We start from the raw sequence: 16,967 nt of genomic DNA, 5'->3' as shown, positions 1-16,967 counted from the left end.
TGTTGAGGGTAGTCCATGGCTGTAGTGATTGATGGCAAGAGCGTTGCCGGGGACGTTGTGGGGACGGTCAAGTCCCTGACGGCTGAACTTGTCGCCAAGGGCAAGCCCAAGCCCGGTCTTGCCGTGGTCATCGTCGGCGAGGATCCTGCCAGCCAGGTCTATGTCGCGTCCAAGTCGCGCACCGCCAAGGAATGCGGCTTTCATTCCGTCCAGCACACGCTGCCGGCCGAAACCTCGGAACCGGCATTGCTGAAGATCATCGGCGACCTCAACGCCGATCCGGCCATCAACGGCATCCTCGTGCAGCTTCCGCTGCCGGCCCACATCGACGCCGGCAAGATCATCCAGACCATCGCGCCGGAAAAGGATGTCGACGGCTTCCATTTCATCAATGTCGGCAAGCTCGGCACCGGTGAACTCGAGACAGCCTTCGTGCCTTGCACGCCGGCCGGCTCGATGCTTCTGATCGAGCGGGTGCGCGGTAAGGATTTGTCCGGTCTCAACGCCGTCGTCGTCGGCCGCTCCAACATCGTCGGCAAGCCGATGGCTAACCTCCTGCTTGCCGCCAATTGCACCGTCACCATCGCCCATAGCCGCACCAGGGACCTGCCGGCACTTGCCCGCACCGCCGACATTCTTGTCGCGGCCGTCGGCAGGCCGGAGATGATCAGGGGTGATTGGGTCAAGCCAGGCGCCACCGTCATCGATGTCGGCATCAACCGCATTCCGGCGCCGGAAAAGGGCGAGGGCAAGTCCCGTCTCGTCGGCGATGTCGCCTATGCCGAAGCGGCCAAGGCCGCCGGCGCCATCACGCCGGTGCCTGGCGGTGTCGGGCCTATGACCATTGCCATGCTGATGGCCAATACGTTAGCCTCGGCCTACCTTGCGGCCGGATTGAAACGGCCGTCCTTCTGACCCGCCAGAAAGCCGCAGCTTTGCCGAACCCCAGTGTTCCCTCAGAACGGCCGGTCATCGCGGACCCCGTTCAAGGTGGCCGGCAGTTCGCATTCCTGCTGGTCGACAAGTTCTCCATGTTCTCGCTGGCTGCCGCGATCGATACGTTCCGGTCGGCGAACCGGTTGCTCGGCCGTGACTTCTACGGCTGGACGACGGTGTCGGCCGATGGCGATCCGGTGATGGCTTCCAACGGCCTGCCGCTCAAGATCGACTATGCCGTTGCCGACCTGCCGCCGGTCGATATCCTGTTCGTCTCGGTTGGGCTGACGACGGAATTCCCCGGCAAGAGCAAGGTGCTGGCGGCTTTGCGAAGCTGGGGCCGGCGCGGCAATGCGCTGGGTGCCCTGTCGGTCGGCTCCTATCTGCTGGCCGAGGCCGGCCAGCTCGAAGGCTATCGCTGCACCATCCATTGGGAAAACCGTGCCGGCTTCGTCGAACGCTTCCCCGACATCAACTGCACCGGCAACGTCTTCGAGATCGATCGCAAGCGCTACACCTGTGCCGGCGGCACCACTTCGATCGACCTGATGCTGGAGATCGTGCGCGGCGATTTCGGCTCGAACCTCGCCAATGGCGTCGCCAACCAGTTCCAGCACGAACGCATCCGCTCGGCCGGCGACCGCCAGCGCGTCGGGCCGGAACGCGACCTGACCGGCAAGTCGGAGAAGCTCAGGCGCATCGTCGAACTGATGGCCGACCACCTCGACGAGCCGCTGTCGGCAGTGCAGCTGGCCAAATCCGCCGGCCTTTCGGTGCGCCAGGTCGAGCGCCTGTTCCTGCGCCATCTCAGCGTCACGCCCGGCCGTTATTACATGCGGTTGCGGCTGGAGCGGGCGCGCGAACTGCTGCGCCAGACCAACATGCCGATCCTCGACGTGGCGATCGCGACCGGCTTCACCTCGCATTCCTACTTCGCCCAGAGCTACCGGCTGCAATTCGGCAGGCCGCCCTCGGAAGAGCGCCGCACGACCTATTGAATTCCGCTTCCGCTGAAAAGTTCGGCATTCGGCCCGGCGCATCGGGCCAGGGCAGCGACTTCGGGTTAACGAGGTCCTTCGGTGCCTTCACTGCGCGTAGGCTGACGGGTGCATCAAACGAAAAACCCGCCTGAGCGGCGGGTCACCGGCGCAAATCAGCACCATGGACGAAAATGTACCATAGCTGAGGGCATAGAGTCAAGAAAAAATTCCTATCGCAAAAACTGCCGGCATTGCCGGCACCGCCGAACTGGCTGCCGTCAGGTCTTTGTCGAGCTGGGTTCGGAGCCCTACGCACCCGCCCCCGGACTTGTGTCCCGGCGCCGCGTCAAATAGCTTGCCGCCCGGATCAGGGGTGGATTTAGGAGATTTCGATGGCGGGACTTGCACGGGGCGTCGCGGCGGCGATCCTCCTTTTGTCGATGACGACGTTCGGTTTCGCCGCAAACAAGGTCATCATCATTCTCGATGCGTCCGGCTCGATGTGGGCGCAGATCGACGGCAAGCCCAAGCTCGAAATCGCCCGCGAGTCGCTTCGAACCGTGCTTCAATCGGTCCCCACCGACGACGAGATCGGCTTCATGGCCTATGGCCATCGTGAAAAGGGCAGCTGCGACGACATCCAGCTGATCGTGCCGCCGCAGGCAGGTTCGGGCAGCGCCATTTCGGCCGCCGCCGACAGCCTGAAATTCCTCGGCAAGACACCGCTGACCGCTGCCGTCAAGCAGGCGGCCGAGGCGTTGAAATACACCGAGGACAAGGCGACCGTCGTGCTCATCACCGACGGGCTCGAAACATGCGGCGGCGATCCCTGCGCGCTTGGCAAGGAGCTCGAGGCATCCGGCGTCGACTTCACCGCCGATGTCGTCGGTTTCGGCCTCACCGCCGACGAGGGCAAGCAGATCGCCTGCCTCGCCGACAACACCGGCGGCAAATACATCCAGGCCTCCGACGAGAAGGCGTTGCAGGAGGCGCTTGTCGAGACAGTGGCGGCGCCTGCTCCTGAACCGGCACCGGAGCCAGCGCCCGCACCGGAGCCGGCCAAACCGGACTTCAATTTCCAGCCGATAGCAGTGCTTGCCGAGGGCGGCGATCCCGTCACCGACGGCAACGCCTGGGAAATCTACAAGGCGAAACCCGACGGTACGCGCGGCGACTACGTCAGCACCGAATACGGCGCCTACAAGGCCAATCTGGAACCGGGCGACTATATCGTCGTGGCCAGTGACGGCCAGGCGAAGACCGAGCAGAAGGTCAAGATCGAGGCAGGCCAGGTCTACAAGCCTCTCTTCAACTTGAATGCCGGCACGCTGATCATCCACCCGCGACCGAACGCGGGGGCGGATGTCGTCGATGGCGCGGCTGTCGTCATCGATTATCCGGGTGCAGACATGCCCGCGACCTTTTATGGGACGACGAAAGCCGTGTTGCCGGCCGGCGACCAGAAGGTGACTGTCACGATCGGGCAGGGCGTGGCTACCGATACGATCCCGCTGGCTGCCGGCAAGACCGTGGAAAAGGACATGATTGCCGGTGTCGGCCATGTCGTTGCCAATGCTTACTATGCTGCCGGCGGCGACAAGGCGGACGGTTCAGGCATCGGCTTCAAGGTGCTCAAGGCAAAAAAGAAGATCGATGGAACCAGGGACGAGGTGACCTATGCCTACGGACCCGACAGCAAATTCGATCTGCCACCCGATGACTATGTGTTGATTGCGACGGTTGATCTCGCCGTCGTCGAGCAGCCGTTCACTGTCAAGGTGGGCGAATTTCAGGATCTGAAGGTCGCAATGAATGCCGGCGTGCTGGCGATCACCGCGCCCGGAGCCTCGAAGATCGAGATTTTCGAGGCCAAGAAGGACATCAACGGCAACCGCAAGTCGCTTGGCTATGCATTCGACCAGAAGTATCAGGCAGCGATCCCTGCGGGCGACTACGCCGTCGTCTCGGAGAAATCCGACAACAGTTCCAAAGAAGGCAACGTGACGGTCAAGGCCGGCGAGCGAGCCGAGCTAACCGTGCAATAGAATCGTATGCACAACCGCAAGAGGGCGGCCATGTGCCGCCCTTTGTCGTGAACTACGCAGAACTGCCGTCAAGCCGTGCCGAAGGCGCTGGCGCCATGATCGGCGCGGCCGACCAGTTGTCGAAAGCCGGCAAACAGCTCGCGGCCGAAACCGAACTCGTTGCCGATGAGATCGGCATCCGCCGTCCGGCGCAAAGCGAAGTCGCCGGCCGGCACCAGCACTTCGAGTGTGCCGGCTTCGGCGTCGAGCCGGATGATGTCGCCTTCGTGGATCCTGGCGATAGGACCCTCCTCGACCGCTTCCGGCGTGACATGGATCGCCGCCGGCACCTTGCCGGAGGCGCCCGACATGCGTCCGTCGGTGACCAGCGCCACGCGCTGGCCGCGATCCTGCAGGATGCCGAGCACGGTAGTCAGCTTGTGCAGCTCCGGCATGCCGTTGGCCTTGGGCCCCTGGAAGCGGATGACGGCGATGAAATCACCGATCAGCGTGCCGGCCTTGAACGCATCGTTCAGCCCTTGCTGGCTGTCGAAGACCTTGGCCGGCGCCTCGATGATACGCCGCTCCGGCTTCACCGCGGAAGTCTTGATGACGGCGTGGCCGAGATTGCCTGACAGCACCTTCAGGCCGCCGGTCGCCTGGAATGCCTTGTTGAACGGCGCCAGCACCTTTTCGTCGCCGCTTGCCTTCGGCGAGGCCTCGCGCACCACGCCTCCGTCGGCGCCGAGCTTTGCCTCGACCGCATAGGGCCGCAGGCCTTCGCCCCACACCGTCTGCACATCCTCATGCAAGATGCCTTCGTCGAGCAGCTCGCGGATCAGGAAGCCGAGCCCGCCGGCGGCGTGGAAATGGTTCACGTCGGCGAGGCCGTTCGGATAGACCCGCGCCAGCAGTGGCACCGCCTCCGACAGGTCGGAAATATCCTGCCAGGTGATGGCTATGCCGGCCGCCGCCGCCATGGCGATCAGGTGGATGGTGTGATTGGTCGAGCCGCCGGTGGCGTGCAGGCCGACGACGCCGTTGACGATCGAGCGTTCGTCGATCATCCGGCCGACAGGCGTATAGGCGTTGCCGAGCGCGGTGATCGCCAGCGCCCGCTTCGTCGCCTCGCGGGTCAACGCCTCGCGCAGCGGCGTGCCAGGGTTGACGAAGGAAGCGCCCGGCGTGTGCAGGCCCATGATCTCCATCAGCATCTGGTTGGAATTCGCCGTGCCGTAGAAGGTGCAGGTCCCCGGCCCATGATAGGATTTGGACTCGGCCTCCAGCAGTTCGGCGCGTCCGACCTTGCCCTCGGCGAAGAGCTGGCGGACCTTGGCTTTTTCGTCATTGGGCAGGCCTGATGTCATCGGTCCGGCCGGAATGAACACCGCCGGCAGATGGCCGAAGGTGAGCGCTGCGATCACCAGCCCCGGCACGATCTTGTCGCAGACGCCGAGATAGACGGCGGCGTCGAACATGTTGTGCGACAGGCCGATCGCGGCGGCCATGGCGATGACATCGCGCGAAAACAGCGACAGCTCCATGCCGGGCTGGCCTTGCGTGACCCCATCGCACATTGCCGGTACGCCGCCGGCCACCTGGGCGATGCCGCCGGCTTCGCGGGCCGCGTCCTTGATCAGCGCCGGGAAGGTCTCGAACGGCTGATGCGCCGACAGCATGTCGTTGTAGGAGGTGATGATGCCCAGGTTCGGCACCTTGTCGGCGCCAAGCGCGAGCTTTTCCGAGGGGCTGCACACCGCAAAGCCGTGGGCGAGATTGCCGCACGACAGCACAGCCCGGTTGGCGGTGCGGTTCGATGCCTCGGCGATGCGGCCGAGATAACGCTCGCGGCCTGGTTTTGAGCGCTGACGGATGCGTTCGGTGATGGCTTCGATGTCGCGTCTGGCGGTCATGGCGGTCGGTCCTTTCAGGCGAGGTCCCGGAAACATCCTCCCGCCGTTTGCCGGGACCAGAGTAAATCGAGATTCAGGGGGCCCAGAAAACCTCTACGGGCTTATGTGCTGCGTCGAGCACGGCACGGATTGGCTTTCGCGGCCCGGGCGCAACCGCGCCGTCGAAGGCGGTACGCTTGTCCTCACCCTCTATGTGCAGCGCGATGAAGCCGGCTTCGACGATGCGCGCCAGCGACAGGGTCAGCCGCGGCTCGCCCGCACTTGCCGCATGAACCGGCAGCACGATCCTGTCGCAAGACGGGTCGAGCAACGTTGCCAGATCGTCGGCATCGGGAAAGAACGAAGCGGTGTGGCCGTCCGGCCCCATGCCGAGCACGACGACATCGAGCGGCCATGGCAAGGACCGGAGCGCTGCATCATCGGACGAGGCCGCATCCTCGATGCTGGTGGCTTCGTGATAGAGCGGCACGAAACGAGCCGCCTTGGCCGCGTTCTGCAACAGATTGGCGGCCACCAGCCCGGCATTGGAGCGTGGCGAAGAGGCCGGCACAAAACGCTCGTCGACCAGCGTCACGATCACCTTGTCCCAGGCGATAGGTATCGCTGAAAGGGCGGCGAAGAATTTTGCCGGCGTGGTGCCGCCGGAGACGGCGAGCAGCCCCGTGCCGCGCTCGGCGATCGCCTTGGTCAGTTTGCCTGCAGCATGACCGGCAAGGGCGGCCGCCAGTTCCTGGCGCCCGGCGAAGCCGTTCCAGCTATAGGCGGCGCTGTTCAATTGCTCTCGTGCCATGTCCGCCCGTCACGCTCGATCAGTGCTATCGAGGCCGATGGCCCCCAGGTGCCCGCCGTGTAGCCCTGCGCCTCCTGCCTGGCACTTTCCCAGGCATTCTGGATCGGGTCGATCCATTTCCACGCCGCCTCGACTTCGTCACGGCGCATGAACAGGGTCTGGTTGCCACGGATGACGTCCATGATCAGCCGCTCATAGGCGTCCGGCGCGCGGCCATCGAAGGACTGCGCAAAACTCATGTCGAGCGAGATCTGGCGCAACCGCATGCCGCCCGGGCCCGGATCCTTGATCATGATGAACTGCTTGACGCCTTCGTCGGGCTGCAGCCGGATGACCAGCTGGTTGGCGAAGATCGGACCAGCGCTGTCGCCGAAGATCGAATGCGGGATCGGCTTGAATTCGATGACGATTTCCGAAACCCGGGTTGCCAGCCGCTTGCCGGTCCTGAGGTAGAACGGAACGCCCGCCCAGCGCCAGGTGCCGATCTCGGCCTTGATGGCGACGAAGGTCTCGGTATTGCTGTCGTGGGAAAGCTCCTCGACATAGCCCTTTACAGCTCCGCTGGCCGAGGCGCCTGCGCGGTACTGGCCGCGCACGGTGTGCTTCGGCGCTTCGTTGCCATTGATGCGCTTCAGTGCCCGCAGCACCTTCAGCTTCTCGTCGCGCACGGCGTCGGCATCCATCGATGACGGCGCTTCCATGGCGACGAGACACAGCAGCTGCAGCATATGGTTCTGCACCATGTCGCGCAGCGCGCCGGCCTTATCGTAATAGGTGACGCGGTCCTCCAGACCGACGGTCTCGGCCACGGTGATCTGGACATGGTCGATGTGGGCTGAATTCCACAACGGCTCGTAGAGCGCGTTGGCGAAGCGCAGCGCCATCAGGTTCTGCACCGTCTCCTTGCCTAGATAATGGTCGATGCGGAAGATCTGGCTTTCGTGGAAGTCGTCGCCGACCAGGTCGTTGAGCTTGCGTGCCGAATCGAGATCGCGGCCGATCGGCTTTTCCAGCACGATGCGCGAGTTCGGCGTGATCAGATTGTGCTCTTTCAGCTTGTGCGAGATGTCGCCGAACAGCGCCGGCGCCACCGCCAGGTAGAAGGCTCGGATGCGGTCGCTGTCTCCGATCGCCTTCTTGAGCTTGTCGAAGCCGGCGCCGCTCGTCGCATCGGCGGAGACGTAGGACAGCCGCGCCAGAAAAGTCTTCAGTTCCTTGGCGTCGATGTCGGCCGGCTTGACGTGCTCGGAGATCGCCTGTTTGGCGAAGGCTTGGAATTCCTCATCGCTCATTTTCGAGCGCGACGTGCCGATGATGCGTGTCGGCTCCGAAAACTGATGGTCGCGCTGGCGATAATAGAGCGACGGCAGAAGCTTGCGTTCCGACAGATCGCCGGTGCCGCCGAAAATGATGAAGTCGAAAGGCTCGACGGGGATGATCTGGCTGGTCATGGTCTGTCCGCTTTGACGCCGGTCGCTGTGACGCGGCTGATATAATCTAATCGATTTAAATTTTCCAGTGCCATGGTGTCACATCTGGGTGTATGCGCCTGCCCCTTGACAGTCCGATGACCCGGAGGCTTGTCGAAGGCGCGGCTCCGGAAGCCTTCGCAGTTGCAGCATAGAGCGGGATCGACGCGAAAGCCAAAGGAGAAATCGGCGATGGACCCACATCTTTCGGCCAATCCAGTCAGAAGCCGTGGCTTTGCGCGGATGAGCGCCAATGACGTGCCCGTTGATGGTCACCAATAGTGAGCGGAAAAAACATGCGTCTGGAAAACAAGGTTGCGATCATCACCGGCGCTGCGTCGGGCTTTGGCGAGGGCATTGCCAGGCGTTTTGCGCAGGAGGGCGCCAGGGTCGTTGTCGCCGATCTCAACGCCAGGGGCGCGGAGCGCGTCGCCGGCGAGATCGGAGAAGCGGCGATCTGGACCCAGACGGATGTCTCGCTACGCTCCGAATTCGACGAGATGGTCTATGCCGCGAAAAGCGCCTTCGGCCGCATCGACATCATGGTCAACAATGCCGGCTACACCCATCGCAACGGCGACATGCTCAACGTCGACGAGGACACCTTCGACCTGATAACCGCCGTCAACATGAAGGCGATCTATCACGCGGCACTTGCCGTGGTGCCGATCATGGAGCGGCAGGGCGGCGGCGTCATCCTGACCACGGCCTCCACCGCGGGTCTGCGGCCGCGCCCCGGCCTCACCTGGTACAATGCGTCGAAAGGCTGGGCGATCACCGCCACCAAATCGATGGCGGTGGAACTGGCGCCGAAGAACATCCGCGTCAACTGCCTCTGCCCGGTTGCCGGCGAGACCGGCATGCTGGAGAAATTCATGGGCGCCGACACGCCCGAGATCCGCGAGAAGTTCCGCGCATCGATCCCACTCGGCCGGCTTTCGACGCCGCTCGACATCGCCAACGCCGCACTCTGGCTGGCCTCGGACGAGGCCGCCTTCATCACCGGCGTGGCGCTGGAGGTCGATGGCGGCCGCTGCATCTGAAAGCCTGATGTATGTCGCTCGAAAGCGGCCCCGGTTTGGGAGAACGACATGCATCAGAACAACAGGCCTGCCTCACGCAGAGCGGGGTACGTCACGCGCCAGTCTTGATGTAACTCTTGTAGATCCAGCCGGTCTTGCCGTTGTAGGTGATCTGGCACCATTTCTTGCAGCTCATCACCTGCACCGAGGTTTTGGCTGGCACCGTACCGATGGCGGCGGCATTTTTCTTCGGGCCGCTTCGCATGGTCACGGCCCTCAGGATGCGCCCTGTTCCGGCGGCTGCGGCTTTCCTGGGCTTCGCCTTGGCCTGGCTGTCATCGCCTTCTGCCGCTGGCTCTTGAGCCGGCACTTGCGGCTGCACCTCGGGAATGGCGGCGGTTTGTGCGCCGTCGGGATGGTTGCCCGCGGCTGCGCTGGGCGCGGCTACCTTGGCAAGTTCGGTGGCGGCATCGGTAGCGGCTGCCGGCTGTGCGAATGCCGCTGCTTGCTTGTCCGCTGCCTGGCTGGGAGCAGTCGAATCGGAAGTGGCGGCGTCCTTCGGCTGCGAACCGGTCCAGCGCGGATCGTTGGCGGCGAGTGCGGGGATGTTGGCTTGCGCGGCCGCCACGGTTGTCGGAATAGCGTCGGACTTGCGCGCCTGCGGCACGGCTGCCGCGGCGACCGCGGCCCCAACCGGGGTTATTTTCGTCGTCTTCACCGGAACCGTTGGAATGGTCTGTTCGGGGCTCGCTGCCGCTTGTCTGTCGCTGGCCGGCAATGCCAGCCACAGCGCCACGGCGGCGACGCCAAGCAGCGCGGCAGTGCCGATCGCGGCGATCACCAGATGCGAGTTCGAACGGACTTCCTGCCAGAAGGAGGGCCGCATGTCGTATCCGAACTGCATGGCAAAGCGCCGACGTTCCGGCGTACCGAAACTGAAGGGCTCTCTCACTCTTGCCACCTCCATAAGCGGGCCGACGTTCTATCGGTCGGTTGCCGGAAGTCCGGCGTCTGATCCGCATAGGTCAAAAAAACAACGCGGGCAGTCCCGCAACAATCCCCGAACAATCGCCCAGAACCGGCAGCTTTCGCCTGCGATTGTGGCATCAGTACGCCATTATAGGGGATTCTGCGCCTTTGCGGGAAATTGCGCAATGCGTCGCACGGGCAACAAATGTTACAATGAATATTACAATATTACATCAGGTCGGTCGGCTAGATCCTGTCCCGCAACGCAAACCAGTTGAGCGCCAGGAACAGCAGCGGCGTGCGGAAGCGCCGACCGCCGGGGAACGGCGGGATTTTCAGATCCTCGATCAGCTTCAGCCGGTCGCGGTTGCCGGCAACGGTTTCGGCATAGAGTTTACCGAAGTAGTTCGACAGCATGACGCCGTGGCCGGAATAGCCGCCGGCCGAGATCACATTGGGCATCACTTCGCGCACGAAAGGCTTTCTCGGCACCGTGATGCCGACATAGCCGCCCCAGCCATGCGTGATCTCGACATCCCCGAGCGCCGGATAGAGTTCCGCGACCTGGCGGCGGATGTGAATGTGGATATCCTTCGGATCGTTGACGCCATAGACCTCGCGTCCGCCAAACAGCAGCCGTCCGTCCTTCGATCTGCGGAAATAGCGCACGACGAAGCGGGAATCGTCGACCGCTTCGCCGCCCGGCAGCACATCTGAGTCTGCCCCCAGAGGCACCGTCGCGCCGATGAACGAACCGATCGGCATGATGTGCGCGGCACTCACCGGCTCGAGCGTGCCGCCATAGGCGTTGACCGCGATCAGGCATTTCTGCGCCGATATCGTACCTTTCGGTGTCGAAACCTTCACCTTGCCGCCACTGGAGATGATGCCGGTCGACGGCGTCCCCTCGAACAGCTGCGCGCCTGCAAGCGCTGCCACCCGCGCCGTGCCGATCACCAGCTTCATCGGATGGATGTGGCCGGTGCCGGTGTCGCGCGTGCCGCCGAAATAGGCGGTCGAGCCCAACCGCTCCGCTGTCTCCCTGGCATCCATGAACGAGATATGCGGGTAGGAAAAACGGCTCGCCATGATCTCGGCATGCGCCTTGTAGTCGTCGACATAGCGCGGCTTGTGCGCCACCGAGAGCTGGCCCGGCATATAGTCGATATCGATCTGGTTGGCGGCAGTGAATTCGAGGAGATGCGCCTTGGCCTCTTCGGCAAGATCAAACAGCGCCTTGGCGCGGGCCAAGCCATACTCGGCTTCCAGGTCCTCGGCCCAGGCGCGCTGGCCGGTGCCGAGCTGCCCGCCATTGCGACCGGAGGCGCCATCGCCGAAGCGGTAAGCGTCGATCAGCACGACATTGGTGCCTGCCTTGGCCAGGTGCGCCGCCGCCGACAAACCGGTAAAGCCGCCGCCGACGATGACGACATCGCATGCCCGGTCGCCATCCAGCGCCGGGTATTCAGGTCTCGGACCGGCTGTGTCCTCATACCAGGACCGGCCGGGGGAGATCGGGGATTGGTAGGGCATGAGAAGTCCTAGGGCAGTAGGGCAGTAGGGCAGTAGGGCAGTAGGGCAGTAGGGCAGTAGGGCAGTAGGGCAGTAGGTGGGGACTATTCAGGTGACAATTTACGGATCAGAAGGCGCAAGAGCGTTCCGACGCTCTCACTGCGGATCATCAACGGTTCGACGGCCGCATGCGAAGCGATTCCGACGCGTTGCGCGATCAGCAGATGGGTCTCCAGTTCCTTGAGAGATCCCTGGGCGATCCTGAGAAATTGCTGATAGGAAGCTCGGCTTTCTCGCCCGTAACCTTCGGCAATGTTGGCGGGAACGGAGGTGGCTGCACGGCGCACCTGAGTCGTCAGTCCGTAGAGTTCATCCCTTGGCCAAGCTCTGGTTGTTTCGTAGATCGATACCGCAAGATCCATAGCTTGCTGCCAGACAATTAAATCCCTGTACGATTCAATCTTGGCCGCCATCCTTGCCCTACTGCCCTACTGCCCTACTGCCCTACTCCCTTATTCCCCTAGACGTTGAGCAACAAATACTCCCGCTCCCACGGGCTGATCACTTCCATGAAGGTCTCGAACTCCGCCCGTTTGATCGCCGCGTAGGTAGCGGCGAAGGACTTGCCCAGATGCGCGCAGAGTTCCTCGTCGCCCTCGAACAGGTCGACGGCTTCGAGCAGGCCGCGCGGCAGGTCGATCTCGTCGGCATTGGCGGTGGTCAGCACGGGAGGCTCGGCCTTGATCTTGTTGGTGATGCCGATCAGCCCACAGGCAAGCGATGCCGCAAGCGCTAGATAGGGGTTGGCATCGGAGGACGGGATGCGGTTTTCGACGCGCCGAGCCGCCGGATCCGAACGTGGCACGCGAAATGCCGTGGTGCGGTTGTCATAGCCCCATTTGTTGTTGACCGGCGCCGACGCCGCCTGTGTCAGCCGGCGGTAGGAATTGACGTAGGGCGCGAACATCACCAGCGCGTTCGGCACATGCTTCTGCATGCCGCCGATAAAGTGGAAAAAATCGTCGGTTTCCGAGCCGTCAGCGGCCGAAAAGATGTTCTGTCCAGTCTTCTTGTCGATGATCGACTGATGGATATGCATGGCGGAGCCGGGTTGCCCCTGGATCGGCTTGGCCATGAAGGTGGCGTAGATCTCGTGCTTCAGCGCCGCCTCGCGAATGGTGCGCTTGAACATGAACACCTGATCGGCCAGCTCGATCGGGTCGCCGTGGCGCAGATTGATCTCCAGCTGCCCGGCACCTTCCTCGTGGATCAGCGTATCGATCTCCAGGCCCTGGCTTTCGGAGAAATGGTAGATGTCGTCGATCAGTTCGTCGAATTCGTTGACACCGGCGATCGAATAGCCGGCGCCGCCGCCGATTGCGCGTCCAGAACGGCCGACCGGCGGCGTCAGCGGATAGTCCGGATCGGGATTCTTGCGCACCAGGTAGAACTCGATCTCGGGCGCCACCACCGGCTTCAGGCCGAGCTTGTCATAGGCAGCCACCACACGCTTCAACACGTTGCGCGGCGTGAACTCGACCGAGCGTCCGTCCTGGTGGACGAGATCGCAGATGACCGCGGCCGTCGGGTCTTCTTCCCAGGGCACCACCGTCAGCGTCGACAGGTCGGGCATCAGTTTAAGGTCGCCGTCGTCTTCCGGATAATGGAAGCCATTGCCATCCTCGGGGTAGCCGCCGGAGATCGTCGTCATGAAGACAGCCGAAGGCAGTGCCAGCGAGGTGTTGGAGGTGAATTTCTTCGATGGCATCATCTTGCCACGCGCAACGCCTGCCTGATCGGGCGTGATGCACTCGATGTCCTCGATGCCGCGCCACTCCAGCCAGGCGCTGACTTCCTTCCAGTTCTTGACGCCCCGTTGATTTTTCACGAAGGCAGGCGTGCGGGCGCGTCCTCCGCGGCTCGACGGACGGACTTCCTTTTTTGCAGGCGGCATCATTCACCAGATTGGGTTGCGGATTGTGGAGTATAGCCGTGCCCCCCTGTGGAAGGGAAGGGGAGCCGCGTCGGGCATTGGCCGGCGCGGTTGAAAATCACGCCAATCGGCTTAGTCTCGACCGTCCCAATTCCAATCGAGGCCCAAATCTTAATCGAGAAATTGAATGCGGCCCAACGGCAAACTGACGACGATCGGCTTCGACGCCGACGACACGCTGTGGCAGAACGAGCAGTTCTTCCGGCTGACGGAAAAGCGCTTTGCCGCCATGCTCGTCGACCATGGCGAAGCCGAGCATATCTCGGCACGATTGCTGGAGGCCGAAAGGCGCAACCTCGCCGTCTATGGCTTCGGCATCAAGGGATTTACCCTGTCGATGATCGAGACGGCGATCGAGGTGACGCAAGGCCGCGTGCCGGCCTCGGTCATAGCGGAGATTCTCGATGCCGGGCGCGAGATGCTGAGCCATCCGATCGAGGCCTTGCCGCACGCCCGCGAGACGGTCGAACAGCTTGCCGGCGCATTCCGCCTAGTGCTGATCACCAAGGGCGACCTCTTCGACCAGGAGCGCAAGCTGGCTGGCTCAGGCCTTGGCGACCTGTTCGACGCGGTCGAGATCGTCAGCGACAAGAATGCAGCCACCTATAGCAGGCTTTTCAACCGCCACGGCGATGGTCCGGCGAAAAGCATGATGGTCGGCAACTCGCTGAAGTCGGATGTGGTGCCGGCCATCGAGGCCGGCGGCTGGGGTGTCCATGTGCCGCATGAACTGATCTGGGTGCTGGAGCATGTCGAAGCGCCGGTAACCGCATCGAGGTTCCGCCAGATATCCGATCTCGGACAACTGCCCGGACTGATCGAAAGCATCATCGATCCGTGATTGCCGGGCCTTACCTAATTTGCTCAATTCCGGACGGAAAACCGTTACACACTTTCCCGCAATTAGCTTAGCGGCCGATGAGGCGATCGATCACCGGTTGCAACCGTTCGGGCGTGATCGGCTTGGCGACCACCACGTCGATGATACCAGACAGGCCCAGACTTTCCGTCGCGCCATTCTTGGTTGACAGCAGGATTACCGGTGGCAGCGATTTGCCCGAGGCGCGGCGCAACGCGTCGATGCTGGACATCAGGTTCTCGCAGTCCTTGTTGTCGGCGCCGCCGTCAAGGACAACCACACCGGGAATGAGGGACCGCAAGATCCTTGCCGCCGTGTCGGGAGATTCCGAAATCGGCTTGAGCCCGGATCGCTCGACGATCTTTGAAATCACCACGCGATTGATTGGCGATTTCCCGACGACAAGCACCTGCGACGGATCACGGATCGCCTCGGCGCTCGAGTCACGGGTCGCCAGATTCGGATGTCTTGGAGTCTCGCCTTCGCGGTTCACCGGGCACACAAGTCGGCCAAGAAGCTCGCCCCTATTTCAATGCAGAGTTGAATCCGGAGCGCAATTGGCGTGAGATCGGAGCCTATGTCAAGTTGAAATAAAAGTACCCTAAATCATCGCCGGGAGCAGTGAATTTCAAGCAACGCTACTGTACTCAACTGTCCACACGTGAGCTTGATGAAAAGGAAATTCACCTGCGCAGAGGCTGCGCAGGTGAAGGGTCGGTTGCATGGATTTCGGTCAGCCGTGGCTCTGCTGCGTGACGATCACCGGGATCAGCAGATCGCCCCAGTTGCCGTCGCCGCCGTGATGTCGTGCCGAGCGCACGAGCTCGACCGAGACGCCCGCCTCGACCGCCTTCATCACCGACTGGTTGAGGCGGTGCAGGTCGTTGGCCAGCATGCGGATCGTCGCCTGCTGGTCGACGCTCATCGTCGTCGACTGTTCCTCGGCGCGTTCCTTGACGCGGCTTATCGATGCCATTGGTCTTCTCCTTGTGTTCCAAGCCCTGTTGGGCGTTCCCTCTGTATTTCTGCGGTCCGCTATTCCGCGGCTGGTTTGAACTGCGCGTGCTCGGTCGATTCATGCATGGCGGTGGTCGACGACTTGCCGCCGGTGATCGCCATAGACACGGCGTCGAAATAGCCGGTGCCGACCTCGCGCTGGTGCTTGGTCGCGGTGTAGCCATTGGCCTCGGCCGCGAACTCCGCTTCCTGCAACTCGGAATAGGCCGCCATCTGCCGTGCCTTGTAGCCGCGCGCCAGCTCGAACATGCCATAGTTGAGCTGGTGGAAGCCGGCGAGCGTGATGAACTGGAACTTGTAGCCCATGGCGCCGAGCTCCTTCTGGAATCTGGCGATCGTCGCGTCGTCGAGGTTCTTCTTCCAGTTGAACGAGGGCGAGCAATTGTAGGCGAGCAGCTTGTCGGGATGATGCTTGCGCACGCCCTCAGCGAATCTCCTGGCCTGTGCCAGGTCGGGTTTCGAGGTCTCGCACCAGATCAGATCCGCGTAAGGCGCATAGGCGATGGCGCGGGCGATGCAGGGCTCGATGCCGTTCCTGACATGGTAGAAACCTTCCACCGTGCGCCCGGCGTCGTAGTCGACGAAAGGCTGGTCGCGTTCGTCGATGTCGGAGGTGAGCAGCTTGGCGGCTTCCGCATCGGTGCGCGCGACGACCAGGGTCGGCGTGCCCATCACGTCCGCCGCCAGGCGCGCGGCATTGAGGTTGCGGATGTGCGCCGCGGTCGGGATCAGCACCTTGCCGCCGAGATGGCCGCATTTCTTTTCCGACGCAAGCTGATCCTCATAGTGGACGCCGGCGGCGCCCGCCTCGATGAAGGCCTTCATGATTTCGAAGGCGTTGAGCGGTCCGCCGAAGCCGGCTTCCGCGTCGGCAACGATCGGCGCGAACCAGGTCTCGACCGAAAGCCCGTTGCCTTCGGAGGTCTCGATCTGGTCGGCGCGCTGCAGCGTGCGGTTTATGCGCTTGACCAGTTCGGGCGCCGCATTGGCCGGGTAGAGCGATTGGTCCGGATACATCGCACCAGCCGTGTTGGCGTCGGCGGCAACCTGCCAGCCCGACAGGTAGATCGCCTTCAGCCCGGCGCGCACCTGCTGCATCGCCTGATTGCCGGACATGGCGCCGAGCGCGTGGACGAAGTCCTCCTCGTGGATCAGCTTCCACAGCCGGTTGGCGCCCATTTCGGCGAGGCTCTGGCGGATCTGCACCGAACCGCGCAGGCGCTTCACATCCGCCGCGGAGTAGGGCCGTTCGATACCGTCGAAGCGACCTTCCGGGGCCGATGGGACGAGGTTGTAAAAATCAGTCATTGGTCACTCCGAGGGATTGCTGATCTGTGTCAAGGCGTCAAGAATTTGGGGTCGTTGGGTATGACTGGATTTACATTTCTGCGCGAAATCAGCCACATAAATCCACAAAGCCGGCAGAATATAAGAGAAAACCTGTGTTGTGTTTGACAGAGGTGCATTGTAAATTTGTCATTGT

At 62.7% G+C, this 16,967-nt stretch carries 15 protein-coding genes; 5 read left to right on the top strand and 10 right to left on the bottom strand.

Features of this window, described 5'->3' with window-relative positions; genetic code table 11:
- Positions 1-15: 15 nt before the first annotated feature.
- The 3 genes from folD (at position 16) to EOA19_RS03105 (ending at position 3,961) form a co-directional block, all read left to right on the top strand.
- Positions 16-915 carry a bifunctional methylenetetrahydrofolate dehydrogenase/methenyltetrahydrofolate cyclohydrolase FolD gene (gene folD, locus EOA19_RS03115; RefSeq protein ID WP_128302655.1) on the top strand — a complete coding sequence of 300 codons (900 nt, stop codon included), beginning with the start codon at positions 16-18 and terminating at the stop codon, positions 913-915.
- A 20-nt stretch (positions 916-935) separates the two neighbouring features.
- Positions 936-1,934, top strand: coding sequence for a helix-turn-helix domain-containing protein (locus EOA19_RS03110; protein WP_032908654.1), 999 nt, complete (start codon positions 936-938; stop codon positions 1,932-1,934).
- Between the two features lie 374 nt (positions 1,935-2,308).
- Positions 2,309-3,961: a VWA domain-containing protein gene (locus EOA19_RS03105; RefSeq protein ID WP_128302654.1), complete on the top strand. Its 1,653-nt coding sequence runs from the start codon at positions 2,309-2,311 to the stop codon at positions 3,959-3,961.
- A gap of 68 nt (positions 3,962-4,029) precedes the next feature.
- Here EOA19_RS03105 and edd read toward each other — a convergent pair whose 3' ends face one another.
- The 3 genes from edd to zwf form a co-directional block, all read right to left on the bottom strand.
- A complete protein-coding gene (gene edd / locus EOA19_RS03100; protein ID WP_128302653.1) occupies positions 4,030-5,853 on the bottom strand; it encodes a phosphogluconate dehydratase in 1,824 nt (607 codons plus the stop codon).
- Positions 5,854-5,926: 73 nt separating this feature from the next.
- A complete protein-coding gene (pgl, locus tag EOA19_RS03095) occupies positions 5,927-6,643 on the bottom strand; it encodes a 6-phosphogluconolactonase (protein WP_128302652.1) in 717 nt (238 codons plus the stop codon).
- Entirely contained in the window at positions 6,625-8,094 is a 1,470-nt protein-coding gene (gene zwf, locus EOA19_RS03090; RefSeq protein WP_023809187.1) for a glucose-6-phosphate dehydrogenase, read from the bottom strand. Before zwf ends, pgl begins: the two co-directional genes overlap by 19 nt.
- A gap of 314 nt (positions 8,095-8,408) precedes the next feature.
- Between zwf and EOA19_RS03085 the strand changes: the two genes are divergently transcribed.
- The gene (locus EOA19_RS03085) at positions 8,409-9,155 is read left to right on the top strand and encodes an SDR family oxidoreductase (RefSeq protein ID WP_128302651.1); all 747 of its coding nucleotides are present in this window, start codon (positions 8,409-8,411) and stop codon (positions 9,153-9,155) included.
- Between the two features lie 91 nt (positions 9,156-9,246).
- Here EOA19_RS03085 and EOA19_RS03080 read toward each other — a convergent pair whose 3' ends face one another.
- The 4 genes from EOA19_RS03080 to EOA19_RS03065 form a co-directional block, all read right to left on the bottom strand.
- Positions 9,247-10,086 carry an SH3 domain-containing protein gene (locus EOA19_RS03080; RefSeq protein ID WP_128302650.1) on the bottom strand — a complete coding sequence of 280 codons (840 nt, stop codon included), beginning with the start codon at positions 10,084-10,086 and terminating at the stop codon, positions 9,247-9,249.
- A 263-nt stretch (positions 10,087-10,349) separates the two neighbouring features.
- Entirely contained in the window at positions 10,350-11,636 is a 1,287-nt protein-coding gene (locus tag EOA19_RS03075; RefSeq protein ID WP_128302716.1) for an FAD-binding oxidoreductase, read from the bottom strand.
- 83 nt (positions 11,637-11,719) lie between these two features.
- Entirely contained in the window at positions 11,720-12,088 is a 369-nt protein-coding gene (locus EOA19_RS03070; protein WP_127296889.1) for a four helix bundle protein, read from the bottom strand.
- A gap of 47 nt (positions 12,089-12,135) precedes the next feature.
- Positions 12,136-13,572 (bottom strand): glutamine synthetase family protein, encoded by a 1,437-nt coding sequence (locus tag EOA19_RS03065; RefSeq protein WP_027035719.1) that lies wholly within the window; start codon positions 13,570-13,572, stop codon positions 12,136-12,138.
- A gap of 163 nt (positions 13,573-13,735) precedes the next feature.
- Between EOA19_RS03065 and EOA19_RS03060 the strand changes: the two genes are divergently transcribed.
- Positions 13,736-14,449: an HAD family hydrolase gene (locus EOA19_RS03060; RefSeq protein ID WP_128302649.1), complete on the top strand. Its 714-nt coding sequence runs from the start codon at positions 13,736-13,738 to the stop codon at positions 14,447-14,449.
- A gap of 67 nt (positions 14,450-14,516) precedes the next feature.
- On the opposite strand, the gene EOA19_RS03055 is transcribed toward EOA19_RS03060, so the two are convergent.
- From EOA19_RS03055 to aceA, 3 genes are all read right to left on the bottom strand, one after another.
- Entirely contained in the window at positions 14,517-14,969 is a 453-nt protein-coding gene (locus EOA19_RS03055; RefSeq protein ID WP_128302648.1) for a response regulator, read from the bottom strand.
- A 231-nt stretch (positions 14,970-15,200) separates the two neighbouring features.
- The gene (locus EOA19_RS03050; RefSeq protein WP_006202762.1) at positions 15,201-15,443 is read right to left on the bottom strand and encodes a hypothetical protein; all 243 of its coding nucleotides are present in this window, start codon (positions 15,441-15,443) and stop codon (positions 15,201-15,203) included.
- A gap of 59 nt (positions 15,444-15,502) precedes the next feature.
- Positions 15,503-16,792 (bottom strand): isocitrate lyase, encoded by a 1,290-nt coding sequence (aceA, locus tag EOA19_RS03045; RefSeq protein ID WP_128302647.1) that lies wholly within the window; start codon positions 16,790-16,792, stop codon positions 15,503-15,505.
- Between the last annotated feature and the right edge of the window lie 175 nt (positions 16,793-16,967).

Origin of the sequence: Mesorhizobium sp. M7A.F.Ca.US.010.02.1.1 (assembly GCF_004023085.1) — a bacterium.
Classification (GTDB): domain Bacteria; phylum Pseudomonadota; class Alphaproteobacteria; order Rhizobiales; family Rhizobiaceae; genus Mesorhizobium.
This window is presented reverse-complemented; position numbering and strand designations above follow the sequence as displayed.

What these genes read in the sequence shown, in the direction of transcription:
- folD (WP_128302655.1), top strand. Translation starts at nt 16, where the DNA reads ATGGCTGTAGTGATTGATGGCAAGAGCGTTGCCGGGGACGTTGTGGGG.
- EOA19_RS03105 (WP_128302654.1), top strand. Translation starts at nt 2,309, where the DNA reads ATGGCGGGACTTGCACGGGGCGTCGCGGCGGCGATCCTCCTTTTGTCG.
- edd (WP_128302653.1), bottom strand. Translation starts at nt 5,853, where the DNA reads ATGACCGCCAGACGCGACATCGAAGCCATCACCGAACGCATCCGTCAG.
- pgl (WP_128302652.1), bottom strand. Translation starts at nt 6,643, where the DNA reads ATGGCACGAGAGCAATTGAACAGCGCCGCCTATAGCTGGAACGGCTTC.
- zwf (WP_023809187.1), bottom strand. Translation starts at nt 8,094, where the DNA reads ATGACCAGCCAGATCATCCCCGTCGAGCCTTTCGACTTCATCATTTTC.
- EOA19_RS03085 (WP_128302651.1), top strand. Translation starts at nt 8,409, where the DNA reads ATGCGTCTGGAAAACAAGGTTGCGATCATCACCGGCGCTGCGTCGGGC.
- EOA19_RS03075 (WP_128302716.1), bottom strand. Translation starts at nt 11,636, where the DNA reads ATGCCCTACCAATCCCCGATCTCCCCCGGCCGGTCCTGGTATGAGGAC.
- EOA19_RS03070 (WP_127296889.1), bottom strand. Translation starts at nt 12,088, where the DNA reads ATGGCGGCCAAGATTGAATCGTACAGGGATTTAATTGTCTGGCAGCAA.
- EOA19_RS03065 (WP_027035719.1), bottom strand. Translation starts at nt 13,572, where the DNA reads ATGATGCCGCCTGCAAAAAAGGAAGTCCGTCCGTCGAGCCGCGGAGGA.
- EOA19_RS03060 (WP_128302649.1), top strand. Translation starts at nt 13,736, where the DNA reads ATGCGGCCCAACGGCAAACTGACGACGATCGGCTTCGACGCCGACGAC.
- EOA19_RS03050 (WP_006202762.1), bottom strand. Translation starts at nt 15,443, where the DNA reads ATGGCATCGATAAGCCGCGTCAAGGAACGCGCCGAGGAACAGTCGACG.
- aceA (WP_128302647.1), bottom strand. Translation starts at nt 16,792, where the DNA reads ATGACTGATTTTTACAACCTCGTCCCATCGGCCCCGGAAGGTCGCTTC.